The sequence below is a fragment of the Streptomyces sp. NPDC001515 genome, assembly GCF_053597115.1.
In genome coordinates this window covers 14529-30825 of record NZ_JBSFHN010000001.1, presented here as the reverse complement: position 1 = coordinate 30825, position 16297 = coordinate 14529, and the positions used below count along the sequence as shown (strand labels likewise).

General features: G+C 72.2%; 14 protein-coding genes and 1 riboswitch. Of the genes, 5 read left to right on the top strand and 9 right to left on the bottom strand.

Annotated elements, in window-relative coordinates; translation table 11 throughout:
- Positions 1-74 precede the first annotated feature (74 nt).
- Positions 75-509, bottom strand: coding sequence for a hypothetical protein (locus ACWCXC_RS00125; RefSeq protein ID WP_450885612.1), 435 nt, complete (start codon positions 507-509; stop codon positions 75-77).
- 131 nt (positions 510-640) lie between these two features.
- On the opposite strand from ACWCXC_RS00125, the gene ACWCXC_RS00120 reads away from it, so the two are divergent.
- The gene (locus ACWCXC_RS00120) at positions 641-1444 is read left to right on the top strand and encodes a helix-turn-helix domain-containing protein (RefSeq protein ID WP_450885610.1); all 804 of its coding nucleotides are present in this window, start codon (positions 641-643) and stop codon (positions 1442-1444) included.
- A 22-nt stretch (positions 1445-1466) separates the two neighbouring features.
- On the opposite strand, the gene ACWCXC_RS00115 is transcribed toward ACWCXC_RS00120, so the two are convergent.
- Positions 1467-4406, bottom strand: a complete 2940-nt coding sequence (locus ACWCXC_RS00115) for an AfsR/SARP family transcriptional regulator (protein ID WP_450885608.1) — start codon at positions 4404-4406, stop codon at positions 1467-1469.
- 137 nt (positions 4407-4543) lie between these two features.
- Here ACWCXC_RS00115 and ACWCXC_RS00110 point away from each other — a divergent pair, with 137 nt between their 5' ends.
- Together ACWCXC_RS00110 and ACWCXC_RS00105 are read left to right on the top strand one after the other, a co-directional pair.
- Positions 4544-4849: a beta-Ig-H3/fasciclin gene (locus ACWCXC_RS00110; protein ID WP_450682210.1), complete on the top strand. Its 306-nt coding sequence runs from the start codon at positions 4544-4546 to the stop codon at positions 4847-4849.
- A 758-nt stretch (positions 4850-5607) separates the two neighbouring features.
- Positions 5608-6456 carry a hypothetical protein gene (locus ACWCXC_RS00105; protein WP_450885606.1) on the top strand — a complete coding sequence of 283 codons (849 nt, stop codon included), beginning with the start codon at positions 5608-5610 and terminating at the stop codon, positions 6454-6456.
- 59 nt (positions 6457-6515) lie between these two features.
- Here ACWCXC_RS00105 and ACWCXC_RS00100 read toward each other — a convergent pair whose 3' ends face one another.
- From ACWCXC_RS00100 to thrC, 6 genes are all read right to left on the bottom strand, one after another.
- Complete coding sequence (locus ACWCXC_RS00100; protein WP_450885604.1) at positions 6516-7082, bottom strand: DUF4291 domain-containing protein; 567 nt, start codon at positions 7080-7082, stop codon at positions 6516-6518.
- 87 nt (positions 7083-7169) lie between these two features.
- The gene (locus tag ACWCXC_RS00095) at positions 7170-8624 is read right to left on the bottom strand and encodes a Mucin-2 (RefSeq protein ID WP_450885602.1); all 1455 of its coding nucleotides are present in this window, start codon (positions 8622-8624) and stop codon (positions 7170-7172) included.
- A 164-nt stretch (positions 8625-8788) separates the two neighbouring features.
- Complete coding sequence (gene groL / locus ACWCXC_RS00090; RefSeq protein ID WP_383651048.1) at positions 8789-10414, bottom strand: chaperonin GroEL; 1626 nt, start codon at positions 10412-10414, stop codon at positions 8789-8791.
- 371 nt (positions 10415-10785) lie between these two features.
- Positions 10786-10992 (bottom strand): cold-shock protein, encoded by a 207-nt coding sequence (locus ACWCXC_RS00085; RefSeq protein ID WP_003967346.1) that lies wholly within the window; start codon positions 10990-10992, stop codon positions 10786-10788.
- A gap of 435 nt (positions 10993-11427) precedes the next feature.
- Positions 11428-11706: a MoaD/ThiS family protein gene (locus tag ACWCXC_RS00080; protein ID WP_450682204.1), complete on the bottom strand. Its 279-nt coding sequence runs from the start codon at positions 11704-11706 to the stop codon at positions 11428-11430.
- Positions 11707-11745: 39 nt separating this feature from the next.
- The gene (gene thrC / locus ACWCXC_RS00075; protein ID WP_450682203.1) at positions 11746-13038 is read right to left on the bottom strand and encodes a threonine synthase; all 1293 of its coding nucleotides are present in this window, start codon (positions 13036-13038) and stop codon (positions 11746-11748) included.
- Positions 13039-13055: 17 nt separating this feature from the next.
- A riboswitch (SAM riboswitch) is annotated at positions 13056-13182 on the bottom strand.
- Between the two features lie 164 nt (positions 13183-13346).
- On the opposite strand from thrC, the gene ACWCXC_RS00070 reads away from it, so the two are divergent.
- Positions 13347-14309 (top strand): glucosyl-3-phosphoglycerate synthase, encoded by a 963-nt coding sequence (locus ACWCXC_RS00070; protein ID WP_450886366.1) that lies wholly within the window; start codon positions 13347-13349, stop codon positions 14307-14309.
- A 44-nt stretch (positions 14310-14353) separates the two neighbouring features.
- A complete protein-coding gene (locus ACWCXC_RS00065) occupies positions 14354-15745 on the top strand; it encodes an alpha,alpha-trehalose-phosphate synthase (UDP-forming) (RefSeq protein WP_450682202.1) in 1392 nt (463 codons plus the stop codon).
- A 13-nt stretch (positions 15746-15758) separates the two neighbouring features.
- Here the strand turns inward: ACWCXC_RS00065 and ACWCXC_RS00060 are convergent, their stop codons facing one another.
- Positions 15759-16280 (bottom strand): DUF4913 domain-containing protein, encoded by a 522-nt coding sequence (locus ACWCXC_RS00060; protein WP_450682201.1) that lies wholly within the window; start codon positions 16278-16280, stop codon positions 15759-15761.
- Positions 16281-16297 lie beyond the last annotated feature (17 nt).

Genomic DNA, 16297 nt, shown 5'->3' with positions numbered 1-16297 from the left:
CAGGCCGTGACGGCGGCGCAGGGCAGGGCGGCGGCCTCGGCGTACGAGTGCTGCGAGGGCCGCGTGAGCCGTGGTCATCCCTCGATGAACTGGTGATCGCGGACGATACGGCCGTCGGGGCCCAGCACCAGGATCTCCAGCCCGGCGCCGACGACCCCGCCGCCGTCGCGGGCCACCATCTCCCAGGTGAACTTGACGACGTCGTCGAGCCGGTCGGCGTCGCCGCGCGACCTGAAGACGTACGTGCCCGGCGCGACGAACTCCTCGTGCGCCCGCGTCACCCGGAAGTCCAGGGCCCGATGCCCGCGCGCCTCCAGGACGAGACGGTCGAAGCCCAGCGCGTGAGCGCTCCGGCGCATCTCCTGGGGCGGCTGGAGCAGATGGACCGCGTCGGCCGCCCACAGCGCGCGCACGGCGGCGCGGCGGCGCTCCGCGTCGGGTTCGTTCCATACGGCGACGTAGCGTTCGGCCAGCTCGTGGGTGTCGGTGTCGGTGTCGGTGTCGGTCATGGAGGGGGCTCCTCGTCGGCGCTTGCGCAGTGTCCGGTGTGTGCGGCACCGACCCTGCTTGCGTCCCTCGGCCACCGGCAATTCCCCGCAGGGAATCGCGCACGGACACCCGGCCCGGCTACACAGGAGGGGTGATCAGTGAATCGGCGGGGGCCGGACTCGCGGGAGCGTTGCGGCAGTGGCGCGTCCGGCGCCGCGTCAGCCAGTTGGAACTCGCCGTACGGGCCGGTACGACACAGCGGCACGTCAGTTTCATCGAGAGCGGACGGTCCGTTCCGGGCCGCGCGATGATCATCCGGCTGGCGGAGTCCCTGGAGGTGCCGATCCGCGAGCGCAACGACCTGCTTCTCACCGCCGGGTTCGCGCCGGTCTACCCGCAGACCCCGCTGGACGACCCCCGGCTCGCACCGATCCGTACCGCCCTCGAACAGATCCTGCGCGGCCATCTGCCCTACCCCGCCGTCGCGGTGGACCGGTACGGCGACCTCGTCTCGGCCAACGCCGCGTTCGACGCCCTCACCGCCGGCGCCGCCCCGCACCTGCTCGCGCCCCCGGTGAACGTCCCGCGGGTGCTCCTGCATCCGCAGGGCCTCGCCCCCCGGATCGTCAACCTCGACACCTGGGCCTGGCACGTCATCGACCACGTACGGGCCGAGAGCATACGCAACCCGGACGACCGGCTCCGGCGTCTGGCCGACGAACTCACCGAGCTGGTGCCGCCCCGGCCGCGCGCGGCACCGCACCACCTCGGCTTCGCCGTACCGCTGCGGCTGCGCACCCCCGATCCGGTCGACACCAGGGAACTCACCCTCGTCACGACGCTCACGCACTTCGGCACCGCCACGGATGTCACGGTCGCCGAACTGCGCCTGGAGGCGTTCCTGCCGGCGGACGAGGCGACGGCGGCGCTGCTTGCCGAACTGCTCAGGCGGTGAGCACAACGGCACGGGCCGGGAGTCAGACGTCCCGGACCCGCGCCAGCCGTTCCCGTACGGCGTCGGCCTCCCGGTCGTGGAGGGCGTCGAAGAGGGTGGCGGCGGCGTGCCACGCCTGCCGGGCTTCGGGGGTGCGGCCGGTGGCTTCGTAGGTCTCGCCGAGGCGGACGAGGGTTTCGGCCTCGTGGTAGCGGTCGGCGGTGGCGCGGAAGAGGGTGAGGGCCTCGTCGTAGCTGGCGAGGGCGCGGTCGTAGTGGGCGAGGCGGTGGTAGGCGTAGCCGAGGCTGTCGAGGGTGGCGGCCTGGCCGTTGTGGTCGCCGGTACGGCGCTGGTGGGCGAGGGCCTGCGTGCAGCTCACGATGGCGCGGGCGTAGTCGCCCTCGGAGGCGTGGAGCCAGCCGATGGCGTTGAGGGTGCGGGCCTCGCCGTCGCGGTTGCCGGAGAGGCGGTGGAGGCGGAGGGCTTCGTTGCCGTGGCGCAGGGCCTCGGCCGGGCGGCCGCCCATGAAGCAGAGTTCGACGTAGTTGTGGAGGGTCTGGGCCCGGCCGGCGGTGTCGTCGAGTGCGGTGTAGAGGTCGAGGGCCCGGCGCAGCTGCGCCTCGGCCGCGTCGGCGCCGCCGAGGCGGGAGTTGGCGCGGGCCAGGAGGCGGCAGGCCATGGCCTGGCCTGCCGGGTCGCCCGCCCGTTCGGCGGCGGCGAGCGCGGTCTCCTGCACCGTGCGCTGGTCCTGCCACAGCCCGTGCGGGGCGAGGTAGGCGGTGATCGCCCAGGCGAGCTGCCAGCAGTACGTCTCGAATCCGTGCCGCGCCGCCTGGGCCGCCGCCCGCAGCAGCACCTGGAGTTCGGCGGCGAACCAGGCCAGCGCGGCATCGGCGTCGGCATCGGCCTCCCGCGCCTGGTCCCCGTCGGCGTGCCCGAGCCTCGGTACGGGGGTGATGGCGTTCCACTGCGGCTGTACGAGGACGGCCGCGCGGTGGGCCCGGTGCAGCAGGTGGTCGTAGAGCCGTTCGCGGGCGGCGTTGCGCTCCTCGCGCGTCTCCCGCGTACGGGCGAGTTCGGCGGCGTGCGCCCGCACCAGGTCGTGGAAGACGTACCGCCCCGGCGTCTGCTCCGTCAGCAGATGCAGCCGGGTCAGCTCCCGCAGCAGCGACCGTACGTCCCGTTCCGGGCCGCCCGCCAGCGCGGCCGCCGCGCCCGGGGTCAGCTCCGGCCCGGGATGCAGCCCGAGCAGCCGGAACAGCCGGGCCCCGTCGTCGGTGAGGGCGCGGCACGACCAGGTCATCGCCCACCGCGCGTCGGCGTCCTCCAGCGCGTCCAACACCGCCCCGGCGGGCCGCAGTTCGGCGGCAAAGGCGTGCAGGGGGAACGCCGGATGGCCCGCCACGCGCCCGGCGACCACCGCGAGGGCCAGCGGCAGCCGCCCGGTCGCCGCCACGATCTCCGCCGCGGCCGCCGGCTCGGCCGCCACCCGGTTCCCGAGGTGCCGGACCAGGACCCCGATGGACTCCGCCTCCGTCAGCACGCCCAGACCGACCGGCCGCGCCCCCTCCCCCGCCACCAGCCCGCCCAGCCGCTCGCGGCTGGTGACCACGACCGCGCTGTGCCCGGCGCCGGGCAGCAGCGGCCGTACGTGCGCGGAGTCCCGCGCGTTGTCCAGGACGACGAGCATCCGCCGCGCGGCCAGCAGGCTCCGGAACAGCCCCGACCTGGCCTCCTCCCCGGCCGGAATCCGGGACTGCGGTACGCCCAGCGCCTCGATGAACCCCTGGAGCGCGTCGGCGGCGGACAGGGCGCCCTCCTCGTCGTACCCGCGCAGGTTCACGTGGAGCTGCCCGTCGGGGAAGCGGTCCGCGATCCGGTGCGCCCAGTGCAGCACGAGCGTGGTCTTCCCGACCCCTGCCATGCCCGTCACGGCGATGATCGTCGCGGTGGGCGGGCGGTCGGGCGGCCCCGCAGCCAGACAGGCGTCGAGCGCGGAGAGCTCCGCGCCCCGGCCGACGAAGTCGGGGGTGACGGGCGGCAGTTGCCGGGGGACGACGGACGGCGTTTCGGAGGGGGGTGGTGCTTCCGAGAGGCGTGGTGCTTGCGAGGGGGGCGGTGGTTCCGAGGGCGGTGGCGTGCCCGAGGAAGGGGTTTTCTGCGGGGCCAACGAGGTCTGCGCGGACTCCGGGCCCCCCAGGCCCTCCGGGACCCCCCGCGCCTGCCCGGCCTGTGGCGACTCCGTGGGCTCCGGTCCGCCCCGCTGCCGGAGGATGTCCTCGTGGAGGCGTCTGAGCTCCGGGCCCGGTTCGAGGCCCGTCTCGCGGACCAGTTCGTCGCGCGCCCGGCGGTATGCCTCCAGCGCACCGGAGAGGTCGCCGGTGCGGTGCAGGCCGAGCATCAGCCGGGCCCAGGCCCGCTGCCGCAGCGGATGGGCTTCGACGAGGTCCCGCATGCGGCGGACCACCTCCGCACAGCGGTCCTCGGCGAGCAGGGCCGCCGCGAAGTCCTCCTCGGCGTGGCAGCGGCGCTCCTCCAGCCGGGCCGCCCAGCGGGTCAGGACGTCCGGGACCGGCAGTCCGTCGAGGACCGGGCCGCGCCACAGCTCCAGGGCGAGGTTCAGCTCCTGGCAGGCGAGCGCGGTGTCCCCCTGGGCCAGGGCCCGTCTGCCGTGCGCGGCGGCCTGGTCGAAGAGGTCGATGTCCCGCTGCCCCGCTCCGACCAGGAGCAGATAGCCGCCGGGGGCGCGCACCAGGCCCTCGCCCAGGACGCTGCGCAGCCCCCTCACGTACGTACGCCGGTTGGCGGCGGCCGAGGGCGGCGGGTCCTCTCCCCACAGCGCCGCGTCCAGAACGGCCGCGGGCACGGCCTCGGAGGGACGACTCAGCAGAGTGGCCAGAACTAGTCGCTGTTTGACGGAGCCCAACTCCACGCGCATGTCACCGCGGTAGGCCGCCAGTGAACCGAGAAGAGCGAAACGCATTCCCCATCACCCCACCGCAGGGCATCGGCTCACCGCGCGAGCCAACGCCTCGTTGTACGCGCGCTGTACGCAGAATATGCGCTGGTCAGCTTAGCGTTCCGCTTGTTGCGAGCAAGCACTCACCTAGGAGTAATGCGATGCGTATGTCCCGGAGAGCCGCGCAGGCCGCTCTGACCGCAGCCGTCCTCGGCGGATCCATGATCGTCACGGCGACCCCGGCCATGGCGGCGACGCTGGCACCGTCCTGTGTCGGCCGCATGGTCACGCAGACGACCGACGGCTTCGACGTGCTGCTCTCGAACAAGTGCGGCTACACGGTCTCCGTGAAGGTCGACGTCTCGCTGGCCCCGGACAGCCCGTGTTACGTGATGTCGAAGGGCACCAGCAAGATGTTCTACTACCACGGCATCATCGGTAACTACACGCGCACCATCACCTGCTGACGTCGGTCGTTGCCCCCGCTGACGGGTACGGGCCCCTTCCCCCTGCGGCCCGTACCCGTCACGCGTCTTCGGTGAAGATCCGATGCAGGATGCATCTCGGCCATGGCCCCACGGCCGAGTCACCCCATACCCTCAAGGCCCTTCCGTCACAGGCTTATTGAGCCCGACACGCCTACGCATCCCGGGGGATCACGCCATGGGAACCGTCATTCCGACGCTCATCGTCATCGTCTTCCTCGTGCTCCTGGTGGTGTGGATCGTCACCTCGTTCACGGGTGGCCGCAGGCGGTAGGGGCCACCGCGGCGGCGCGTTCGGTACGCCAGGGTCCGAAGCTCAAGCCGCGAGATACGGGCGCTCTTTCCGAGGAATGGGTGGAGGGCCTGTGCCCACCCTCCCGCCCTCCCCCGGTGGCCGACGGCCCTCGCCCGGCCCGAAGAGCGTTCTCCACCCAGGGGGTTGACTTTCCGCGATCGGCTTGCAACCTGCCGTAATCTCGCTCTAGCGTCAGCCTCGACCAAGACGGCCCCCACCGGTGCAGAAACACCGAGCAGGGGCCTGACCAGTTCTGATCGAATCGAGCGATCTCATGGCTATCGACGAGTTTAGTGCTGCCCCCTTCTCCCCGCCCGGCTCCGCGCAGGACGCACCGCCCGGCTCCGCGCAAGACGCGCCGCCCGGCCCCGCGCAGGACCCCACGCCCGGCTCCGCGCAGGAGACCCCGCCCGGCTCCCACCCGCACGTCCCGGAACGCCACCCAATGGCGAACCCCGGCTACGGCAAGCACTCCGCCCCCGGCCAACTCCGGTCCACCGGCCGTGACTTCGCCCATCTCCGCCCGCGCGACGCGGCCGTCGCCGCCTATATCGACGGGCTGTGCGACGGGGCCGACATCTCCGTGAAGACGCTCGCCAAGGTGCTGCCGTACGGCCAGTGCGCGCTGCGCACGACGCTGAACCGGCTCCAGGAGGCCGGGCATCTGCGGCGGGGCCGCGAGTGCGTCGAGGCGGACGGCGTGCTCCTGTGGGTGACGCGTACGTTCTTCTCCCGTACGGCACGCGATGACGCGTGGTGGACCGCGTTCGCCCAGGGCGACGTCCCCCCGGAAACCCCCCAACGCCCCACCCGCTCCCGGGCGTTCGTCCTGCTGGCCGCACTCGGCCGCACCGCTCCCACCCTCACGCTGTCCTCCGCGCACTGTGCGGCACTGGAGCCGCGCGTGACCGAATGGTTCGAGCGGGGCGCCACCGAGGCCGAGATCCTGAACGCGCTCACCCAGGGCCTGCCCGTCCCCGTCCACAGCGCCTTCCACCTCGTCGCCGCTCGCCTCCGCGACAAGCTCCCGCCCGCCCGCACCGCCCCCTCCCGCCCCACCGTCCTCCTGCGGGCCCTGGAATGCGGCGAGTGCCGCGCCCCCGGCAGCCCCGAAGCCCTTCGCGGCGGGCTCTGCGGGGCGTGCCGCGGCGACGTGGACGCCGACATCCCGAGCGGCGGCCCGGCGGGCGCCGTGCCCGCGCGGCTCGTACGGGAGCGGATGAACGCCGTACGGGAGGGGCTGGTGCGCCGGTCACCCCCGGCGGCCCGGAAGAAGCGACGCCAGCGCCTGTGAGCGCGGCCGCGTCACCCGCCGCCTCACCAACTCCCCCGTCCGGGTGCGGGACTTCCCCGTCATCCGCCCGGAACGACGACCCCGCGCAACGCGTCCGGCACCGGGTAGACCCGCTCCACCGGGAACAGCCGCCGCGCCCTGGCCGCCTGGCCGGCCCGGATCAGCTCTGCGGCCTTGCGGACCTGCGGGGTCAGGTCAGTGAGACCGACGGTCCAGTCCTCGGCGTACGTACGAATCAGATGGCGACCGATGCCGACCTGGATGCTGTAGTGGTTCAGCGCCGCCCCGCGCGGCGACCGTTCCGGGTCCCACTGCACGTGGACCGGCGCGTCGGCCACCGCCGCCGGGTCCCCCGTCGTCAGCACGGCCCGTGACAGCGCCTCCTCCCACCCCTCGCGCGTGATCCGCACCGCGAGCACCCGCTCCTGCCCCGGTTTCCGGGCCCAGTTGCTCCGGTGCATCAGCCACAGGAACGACGGCTTGATCCACGTCATCCGCCGGAACGAGAACGGCTCCACGAACCGGCCCGCCCGCAGCGCCGCGTCGGCGACGGCGGGCGCGTACGCCTGGTAGACCACGATCGTCCGCGCGTCGTAGTCGGCCCGAATCTCGTACGGAGGCGTCATGCGCCGCACCCTGCCACCGGGCCCACCGGAGACGCGACCTTATTTCCTGCCCGGCCGGGCGACGGTCACCGGGCAGGTCAGCCCCCGTCACCGTGATCGTCCCGCGCCCCCCTCACCGTCATCGGCCCCCGCCTCCTCGCCGGGCGCGGCCCCGAGCGGTACGCCCGCCCGGTCCAGGACGGCGGCCATCTCGGCCTCGGGGAGGGCGGGGTTGGCGCCGGCGCTGGAGGCCAGATCCGGTTCGTGGAGCGCTTCGCACAGGCGGTGGAGCGGAAGGCGCGGGTCACTGGCCGCCGCCTGGCGCGTCCATGTCTCGGAGTCGTGGCTGAGCCGCTCGATCAGGGCGGGGGTGGCGGCGGGGTCGCGGACGGCCAGCCGCCGATAGGTTCCGTCGGGGTGGTCGGCGTACCGCGCGGCCAGGCCCGCGCGGGGGAAGCGGGGGTGGGTCTCGGCCATCCATGCGGAGAACGTTCCGCCGAGCCGCGCGTACACCCGCATCAGGACGTCCTCGGGCGTGTCCGGATGGTTTCGGGCCAGGTTGGCGTCCACGACGGGGTCGCCGTCGCGGGCGAGGAGCCGCAGCAGGTCGGGCGGAAGATGGGGGCTGCGCGCGGCGGCCCGGCGGAGCAGCGGGTGGGCGGAGGTGGCGGCCCGGTGCAGCACGTCCGGTTGGTCGATCCCGTCCTCCACCCACTCCACACCGCGCCGGTCGAGGTCCGGGACCGTGATGTCGATCGCCGCGCGCCGCGCCTCGTCCAGTTCGGGCCGCACGGAGACCTCGACGCGGACCGCCTCGTCGGGATCGTGGGCGAGCCGGTCCACGAGGTCGGCGGGCAGCGAGGGGTTCGCCGCGAGGGCGGCCAGGTGCGCGCCCTCGGCGAGGCAGCGTTCGGCCAGGGCGCGGTCGAGCAGGCCCCGGCGCCGGGCCTCGGCCGCCGATGCCGAGTCGTCCAGGAGTGCGGCCGTGATCCGGGCGTCCGCCCGGCACCGCCACAGCGCGGCGGCCCGCCGTACGCCGGAATCCGGATCGGCGGCCAGCGCCGCCCGTTCCCCCGGCGTCAGCAGCGTCCACGCGCGCACCGCGGTCCGGCGGGCCTCCGGTGCGGGGTGCGCGGCCAGGGAGGCCACGAACGTCGGTGTCAGATACGGCGATTCGAGCAGCGCCGCGCGCACGGAGGGGTCGGCGTCGTCCGCCAGGCGGGCGCACACCTCGTCCGGGAGCGGGGCGACCGTCGTCCGGGGGTCGGGGTACTCGGGCCCGTACGCGAGGGCCGCCCGCACCTTCGGGGAGGGGTCGGCCACGAGCCGGGCCCGCTGCGCGGGCGTCGCGCCGTCGCTCCCGGCGAACCCTGACCGCACACGCGGGTCCGGGTGGGCCAGGATCACGGCGACGGCCGGCCCGGGGAGTCCGGGCCGCCGCAGCGCCTGGCGGGGCGGTCCACCGCCCCGGTCGTCGAAGGCCAGCACGCGCAGCAGCAGGGGCAGGGGAAGCGCGGGGTTGCGCGCGAGCCCCTCCAGCGCCGACGCGTGGAACGCCACCATGGTCTCCCCCTGTGCCCGTAGGTCATCCGGCCGTGTCCGGAGGTGCCCGGCCGTGTCCGTGGGCTCCGCCACGCACGACGGCACCGGCCCCCGGGGAGTGATCCCCGGGGGCCGGTGCCCGTCTGTCGTCACAGCCGTGCAGGAGCTGCCGATCCCTGGTGGGATCAGAAGTCCATGTCACCGCCCGGCATGCCGCCCGGGGCGCCCGCGGCAGCGGCCTTCTCCGGCTTGTCGGCGATGACGGCCTCGGTGGTGAGGAAGAGCGCGGCGATGGACGCGGCGTTCTGCAGGGCGGAGCGCGTGACCTTCGCCGGGTCGAGAATGCCCTCGGCGATCATGTCGACGTACTCGCCGGTCGCGGCGTTCAGACCGTGGCCGACGGCCAGGTTGCGCACCTTTTCGACGACGACGCCGCCCTCGAGACCACCGTTGACGGCGATCTGCTTCAGCGGGGCCTCCAGCGCCAGCTTGACGGCGTTGGCGCCGGTCGCCTCGTCACCCGAGAGCTCCAGCTTCTCGAAGACGGCCGAGGCCTGGAGCAGAGCCACGCCACCACCGGCGACGATGCCCTCCTCGACGGCGGCCTTGGCGTTGCGCACCGCGTCCTCGATGCGGTGCTTGCGCTCCTTCAGCTCGACCTCGGTGGCGGCACCGGCCTTGATGACGGCCACGCCGCCGGCCAGCTTCGCCAGACGCTCCTGGAGCTTCTCGCGGTCGTAGTCCGAGTCGGAGTTCTCGATCTCGGCACGGATCTGGTTGACGCGGCCCTGGACCTGGTCGCTGTCACCGGCGCCGTCGACGATCGTCGTCTCGTCCTTGGTGATGACGACCTTGCGGGCGCGGCCGAGCAGGTCGAGACCGGCGTTCTCCAGCTTGAGGCCGACCTCCTCGGAGATGACGGTGCCACCGGTGAGGATGGCGATGTCGCCGAGCATGGCCTTGCGGCGGTCACCGAAGCCCGGGGCCTTGACGGCGACGGACTTGAAGGTGCCACGGATCTTGTTGACGACCAGGGTCGACAGGGCCTCGCCCTCGACGTCCTCGGCGATGATCAGCAGCGGCTTGCCGGACTGCATGACCTTCTCCAGCAGCGGAAGGAGGTCCTTCACGTTGCTGACCTTGGAGTTGACGATCAGGATGTACGGGTCGTCCAGGGACGACTCCATGCGCTCCATGTCGGTGGCGAAGTACGCCGAGATGTAGCCCTTGTCGAAGCGCATACCCTCGGTGAGCTCCAGCTCCAGACCGAAGGTCTGGGACTCCTCGACGGTGATGACGCCTTCCTTGCCGACCTTGTCCATGGCCTCGGCGATGAGCTCGCCGATCTGGGTGTCGGCGGCGGAGATGGAGGCGGTCGAAGCGATCTGCTCCTTGGTCTCCACGTCCTTGGCCTGCTCCAGGAGGGCGGCGGAGACGGCCTCGACGGCCTTCTCGATGCCCCGCTTGAGAGCCATCGGGTTCGCACCCGCGGCCACGTTGCGCAGACCCTCGCGGACGAGCGCCTGGGCGAGAACGGTGGCGGTGGTCGTACCGTCGCCGGCGACGTCGTCCGTCTTCTTGGCGACCTCCTTGACCAGCTCCGCACCGATCTTCTCGTACGGGTCCTCCAGCTCGATCTCCTTGGCGATGGAGACACCATCGTTGGTGATCGTGGGGGCGCCCCACTTCTTCTCGAGGACGACGTTGCGACCCTTGGGGCCAAGGGTGACCTTGACGGCGTCGGCGAGCTGGTTCATGCCGCGCTCGAGACCGCGCCGGGCCTCCTCGTCGAACGCGATGATCTTGGCCATGTGAAGTGGTCCTCCCGGACAGGGGTGGATTGCTCCGGACCGAGTGGCGCCCGCGACGGACGGCCTGCGTGCCGGTGGTTCCTTGCCCCACCGGACCTGCGGGCCTCACCGGCCCGGTCCAAATTCTGTCACTCTCACCTGGAGAGTGCTAAGCCCAATGATTAGCACTCGACCCCCTTGAGTGCAAGCGCCTCCCTCCGGAGTGTGGACAACCGGAGGGACGGACGCACACGCGCGGAGGGACGGGGACTGCACGCCCGCGGGGGTGGACGCACACGCGCGGAGGGCCCGTACCCGGGATGTGTCCCCCGGGATACGGGCCCTCCGTGCCTGAGTGGCGTCGTTGACCGACTGCGTCGTGTCCGGCCGGCTCAGCCGACGGCGAGCTTGACCATGTCCGCCTGCGGCCCCTTCTGGCCCTGCGAGATCTCGAACTCAACTCGCTGACCCTCTTCGAGGGTGCGGTAGCCGTCCATCTGGATCGCGCTGTAGTGGACGAAAACATCCGCACCACCGTCGACCGCGATGAAGCCGTACCCCTTCTCCGCGTTGAACCACTTGACGGTGCCCTGAGCCATGCCTAACTCCCCTATTACTGGCCCTTTCACAGGACCGCACTTCGCGGGCCCGGGTCAGAACCCACCCTCCGTCAGGAGAGGGTGCGTGCGCCGGAACGCGTCGACCGCGGCTGAATGTATCTGCCCAACTGCCCTCTGCAACAGGTCAATCGGACGAGAATTCTGAGCGGCCCCGACCGCCCGAATAGGGGGAATTCACGAGAATCCTGGGCAAGTCGGGCCAGGCAAAGGCGACTTATGGCGCAAGGTGCTCGGACACTTTGGCTGCATCTTGTCGTGGCCGGGCGCATTCTCATATGCGGGCGGCACGGGCAGCGGAGGGGACTTCCCACACTCTACCGCGCTCAACCATGCAGAATTGCCCCCTCCGCTTCTCTCGCGGAGGGGGCAATACCGGTGACGCGGTGGAGTCGGGGCCGGACCGCGGCCCCGGGCTCAGCAGCCGCCGGCGACGGCCGGGATGATCGAGATGCCGGCGCCGTCCGGGGTGGCCGTGTCCAGGCCGCCCTCGAAGCGGACGTCGTCGTCGTTGACGTACACGTTGACGAAGCGGCGCAGCTTGCCCTGGTCGTCCAGGACGCGGGCGGCGATGCCCGGGTGGTTCTTCTCCAGGGATGCGATGACCTCGGAGAGGACGGCGCCCTCGGCGGGGACCTCGGCCTGGCCGCCGGTGTAGGTGCGGAGGATGGTGGGGATGCGGACCTTGACGCTCATGGTGTGCCCTTCCTGAAGTCTCGGGTGGTCGAAAGCTACTCAGTTACCGGCGAGTCCGGCGGCGCGGAACGCGTCGAGGTTCGGCCGGATCGTAGCCGTCGCCTGCGAGGTGTCGGCCACCGCGTCCAGCGTCTTGAGGCCGTCTCCGGTGTTCAGGACGACGGTGGTGAGCGCCGGGTCCAGCAGGCCGTCCTCGATGAGCTTCTTCGTCACGCCGACGGTCACGCCGCCCGCGGTCTCGGCGAAGATGCCCTCGGTACGGGCCAGCAGCTTGATCGCGTCGACGATCTGCTCGTCGTTCACGTCCTCCACCGCTCCGCCGGTGCGGCGGGCGATGTCCAGGACGTACGGGCCGTCGGCCGGGTTGCCGATCGCGAGGGACTTGGCGATCGTGTTCGGCTTCTGCGGGCGGACCACGTCGTGACCGGCCTTGAAGGCGGCGGAGACCGGGGAGCAGCCCTCGGCCTGGGCGCCGAAGATCTTGTAGGGCTTGTCCTCGACCAGGCCGAGCTTGATCAGCTCGCGCAGCCCCTTGTCGATCTTGGTGAGCTGGGAGCCGGACGCGATCGGGATGACGATCTGGTCGGGCAGCCGCCAGCCGAGCTGCTCGCAGATCTCGTACGCCAGGGTCTTGGAGCCCTCGCCGTAGTACGGGCGCAGGTTGACGTTGACGAAGCCCCAGCCCTCGCCCAGCGGGTCGCCGATGAGCTCGGAGCAGAAGCGGTTGACGTCGTCGTAGTTGCCCTCGATGCCGACCAGCTCGCCGCCGTACACCGCGGCCATGACGACCTTGCCCTGCTCCAGGTCGTGCGGGATGAAGACGCAGGAGCGCAGGCCGGCGCGGGCGGCGGCGGCGCCGACGGCGCCGGCCAGGTTGCCGGTGGAGGAGCAGGACAGGGTGGTGAATCCGAAGGCGCGGGCGGCCTCGACGGCGATCGCGACGACGCGGTCCTTGAAGGAGTGCGTCGGGTTGCCGGAGTCGTCCTTGACGTACAGGCCGCCGGTGACGCCCAGTTCGCGGGCGAGGTTGTCGGCCTTGACCAGCTTGGTGAAGCCGGGGTTGAGGTTGGGCTTCTCGGCGACGTCGGCGGGGACCGGCAGCAGCGGCGCGTAACGCCAGATGTTGTCCGGACCGGCCTCGATGCGCTTCTTCAGCTCCTCGGGAGAGCCGCTCGGGAGGTCGTACGCCACTTCGAGCGGCCCGAAACACGACGCGCAGGCGAAGATCGGGCCGAGGGCGAATCGCTCGCCGCATTCGCGGCAGGAAAGCGCGGCGGCGGGTCCCAGGTCGGGGGAGGAATCGGTGTGAACTGCGACAGTCTCAACAGCCATGATGGCGAGGCCCTTTCTCCTCATCTTCCTCATGGCGCGTTTCGCCACGAGACGGAATTGGCACCTTCCCCACCGAACCTCGCGGTCGGCAGGAGGGTTGCCGGGACTTCAACGGGCCGTTCCCTCTGTCCCTCTGGATGAGCGCTGTGGCACCGGATCATGGGCGCGCCATGGATCCGGGCGTTTATCGGCGGACGGACCCCGGCATGCGATGGCCATCTGCGTTGTTCAAGACTGTAACCGAAGCACCGGAGGGTTGAGATAGTCGTCCGGTCCGCGAGATGGATCACATACAGGGAGTGCCGACCGTGCTGGAAGAGGTCGAACGCTGGCTGACCAGGCGTTCCTGGTCGGCCGCCGACCGTCCGCTGGACCGTCTGCTGGCCGCCAGGGCCGGCCTGGGGGCCGGGGACCCGCACGGCGGCAGCGTGAGCGTGGTGCTGCCGGCGCTGAACGAGGCGGAGACCGTCGGCGACATCGTCGCGACGGTCCGGCGCGAGCTGATGGAGAAGGTCGAGCTGGTCGACGAGCTGGTGGTGATCGACTCCGGTTCGACGGACGACACCGCCGAGGTGGCCCGCCGGGCGGGCGCCCGGGTGATCCACCGGGACGCGATCCTGCCCCGGCTGCCCGCCGTCCCCGGCAAGGGCGAGGTGCTGTGGCGGTCACTCCTGGTGACCGGCGGGGACATCGTCTGCTTCGTGGACGCGGACCTGAGGGAGTTCTCCGCGGACTTCGTCTCGGGCATCGTGGGACCGCTGCTGACCGACCCCTCGGTGCAGTTCGTCAAGGCGATGTACGACCGCCCGTTCGGCGGCACCGCGAGCCAGGGCGGCCGGGTCACCGAGATGGTGGCGCGCCCGCTGCTCAATCTGCACTGGCCGCAGCTGGCCGGCTTCGTCCAGCCGCTGGGCGGCGAGTACGCGGTGCGCCGCTCGCTGCTGGAGCGGCTGCCGTTCCCGGTCGGTTACGGAGTGGAGCTGGGCCTGCTGGTCGACGCCCTGCACACCGTGGGCCTGGACGCCCTCGCGCAGGTGGACGTCGGGGTCCGCCGCCACCGCCACCAGGACGGCCAGGCGCTCGGCCGGATGGCGGCCGCGATCTACCGCACCGCGCAGCTGCGGCTCTCCCGGGGCCATCTGGTCCGCCCCCATCTGACCCAGTTCGAACGCGGCGAGCACGGCTTCGTCCCGCACACCTACCCGGTGGACACCGAGGAGCGTCCGCCGATGCGCGAGATCGAGGAGTACGTTTCAGGCCGCGCGGCCTGACATCGCACGTTTGGGCGGTTCGTGATCGGGCTAGATTCCGCAACATGGTCTCCGAGCACGCCCCGCAGCCCGCTGCCCAGGTCCTCGTCGCGTCCAACCGCGGCCCGGTCTCGTACACGCTCCGTGACGACGGCACGCTCGACGCCAAGCGCGGCGGCGGCGGGCTGGTCTCCGGGCTGAGCGCCGTCGACGACAAGATCTGGGTCTGCGCCGCGCTGGGCGACGGCGACCGCGAGGCGGTCCGCAGAGGGGTGTCGGAGCCGGGCGTCCGGATGCTCGACATCGACGCGGACGTGCACGCCGACGCGTACAACGGCATCGCCAACTCGGTCCTCTGGTTCATCCACCACCTGCTCTACCAGACCCCCGTCGAGCCCGTCTTCGACGCGGAGTTCCGGCGGCAGTGGGCGTCCTACGAGCGCTACAACCAGGCTTTCGCCGACGCCCTCGCCGAGGAGGCCGGGAACGGCGCGGCGGTCCTCGTGCAGGACTACCACCTGGCCCTGGTGCCCGGGATGCTCCGGGCGCTCCGCCCCGATCTGCGGATCGGGCACTTCTCGCACACCCCGTGGGCCCCCGTCGACTACTTCCGGCTGCTGCCCGACGACATCGCCGAACAGGTGCTGCGCGGCATCCTCGGGGCCGACCGGGCGGCGTTCCTGACCCGCCGCTGGGCCGACGCGTTCCTCGCCTGCTGCACGGACCTGCTGGGCGGCACCGGCCACACCCGCGTCGGGGTGCACGGGCTGGGCGCCGACGGCGACTTCCTGCGCCGCCGCGCGCACGAACCGGACGTGGACGAACGGATGGCGGCCCTGCGCGAACAGGTGGGCCCCGACCGGAAGACGATCGTCCGCGTGGACCGCACGGAACTGTCGAAGAACATCGTCCGCGGGCTCCACGCCTACCGCGCCCTGCTCGACACCCGGCCCGAATGGCGCGGCCGGGTCGTGCACATCGCGTTCGCCTACCCCTCCCGCCAGGACCTGGCCGTCTACCGGGAGTACACCGAGGAGGTGCGCCGCGTCGCCGACGCCGTCAACGAGGCGTACGGCACGGCGGACTGGACGCCGGTCGTCCTGCACGTCAAGGACGACTTCGCCCGCTCCCTCGCCGCGTACCGGCTGGCCGACGTGGCCCTCGTCAACCCGATCCGGGACGGCATGAACCTGGTCGCCAAGGAGGTCCCGGTCGTCTCCGACGAGGGCTGCGCGCTGGTCCTGTCCCGGGAAGCGGGCGCGTACGAGGAGCTGGGCGAGGACGCCCTCGTGGTCAACCCGTACGACGTCTCCGCCACGGCCGACGCCCTCCACGCGGCCCTGACCATGGCCGACGACGACCGCGCGGAGCGCACCCGCCGACTCGCCGAGGCGGGCACGGCACTCCCGCCGCAGCGCTGGTTCCTGGACCAGCTGGAGGCGCTGCGGCAGGAGTAGGGGCCGGGGGCGTTCAGGTGGCCCGAGCGCGGCCCTCGGCGTCCGCCGCTGCCGCCTCGGCCTCCTCCGCCGCGTCGAGCGAGAACGCCGGGTCGTGGAGCAGGCCGGGCGGTACCGGATTGCTCGGCAGCGGGCCGATCCCGTCGCTGTGGCCCCCGGGTCCGGCGCAGAGCGCGAACGGACCGGTGCGCGGGTCCATCAGCGCGGCGAGGTGCGGATCGGCGTGATGCAGCCACCAGTTCGACAGCCCGAACGACTCGTCCGTGCGCAGGTACTCGAAGGCGCGCCACAGGGAGGCCAGCCGGGCGATGGCCTCGGGGTGGGTCCACCAGTCGGGGCACCAGGCCAGATGGGTGCCGTCGACCCGGCGCCGCACCACCACGGACAGGTAATCGGTGTAGAAGGCCTCCAGTGACCTGAAGACCAGCCCGGAGCCGTCGTCGGTCTCCATCGGCGGTGCCTCGCCCCGGACCACGGCGTCCGCGCCGTCCGCCGTCCCGTCGGGGGTGTCCGGCACTTCCTGCTCTCGCGACATCCGGCCGCCCTTCCTCT

Excerpts from the sequence above, each read along its gene's own strand:
- ACWCXC_RS00080 (WP_450682204.1), bottom strand. The coding sequence starts at position 11,706 with ATGAGCGTCAAGGTCCGCATCCCCACCATCCTCCGCACCTACACCGGC.
- ACWCXC_RS00125 (WP_450885612.1), bottom strand. The coding sequence starts at position 509 with ATGACCGACACCGACACCGACACCGACACCCACGAGCTGGCCGAACGC.
- ACWCXC_RS00095 (WP_450885602.1), bottom strand. The coding sequence starts at position 8,624 with ATGGTGGCGTTCCACGCGTCGGCGCTGGAGGGGCTCGCGCGCAACCCC.
- ACWCXC_RS00110 (WP_450682210.1), top strand. The coding sequence starts at position 4,544 with ATGCGTATGTCCCGGAGAGCCGCGCAGGCCGCTCTGACCGCAGCCGTC.
- ACWCXC_RS00100 (WP_450885604.1), bottom strand. The coding sequence starts at position 7,082 with ATGACGCCTCCGTACGAGATTCGGGCCGACTACGACGCGCGGACGATC.
- thrC (WP_450682203.1), bottom strand. The coding sequence starts at position 13,038 with ATGGCTGTTGAGACTGTCGCAGTTCACACCGATTCCTCCCCCGACCTG.
- ACWCXC_RS00105 (WP_450885606.1), top strand. The coding sequence starts at position 5,608 with ATGGCGAACCCCGGCTACGGCAAGCACTCCGCCCCCGGCCAACTCCGG.
- ACWCXC_RS00115 (WP_450885608.1), bottom strand. The coding sequence starts at position 4,406 with ATGCGTTTCGCTCTTCTCGGTTCACTGGCGGCCTACCGCGGTGACATG.
- ACWCXC_RS00065 (WP_450682202.1), top strand. The coding sequence starts at position 14,354 with ATGGTCTCCGAGCACGCCCCGCAGCCCGCTGCCCAGGTCCTCGTCGCG.
- ACWCXC_RS00085 (WP_003967346.1), bottom strand. The coding sequence starts at position 10,992 with ATGGCTCAGGGCACCGTCAAGTGGTTCAACGCGGAGAAGGGGTACGGC.
- ACWCXC_RS00060 (WP_450682201.1), bottom strand. The coding sequence starts at position 16,280 with ATGTCGCGAGAGCAGGAAGTGCCGGACACCCCCGACGGGACGGCGGAC.
- groL (WP_383651048.1), bottom strand. The coding sequence starts at position 10,414 with ATGGCCAAGATCATCGCGTTCGACGAGGAGGCCCGGCGCGGTCTCGAG.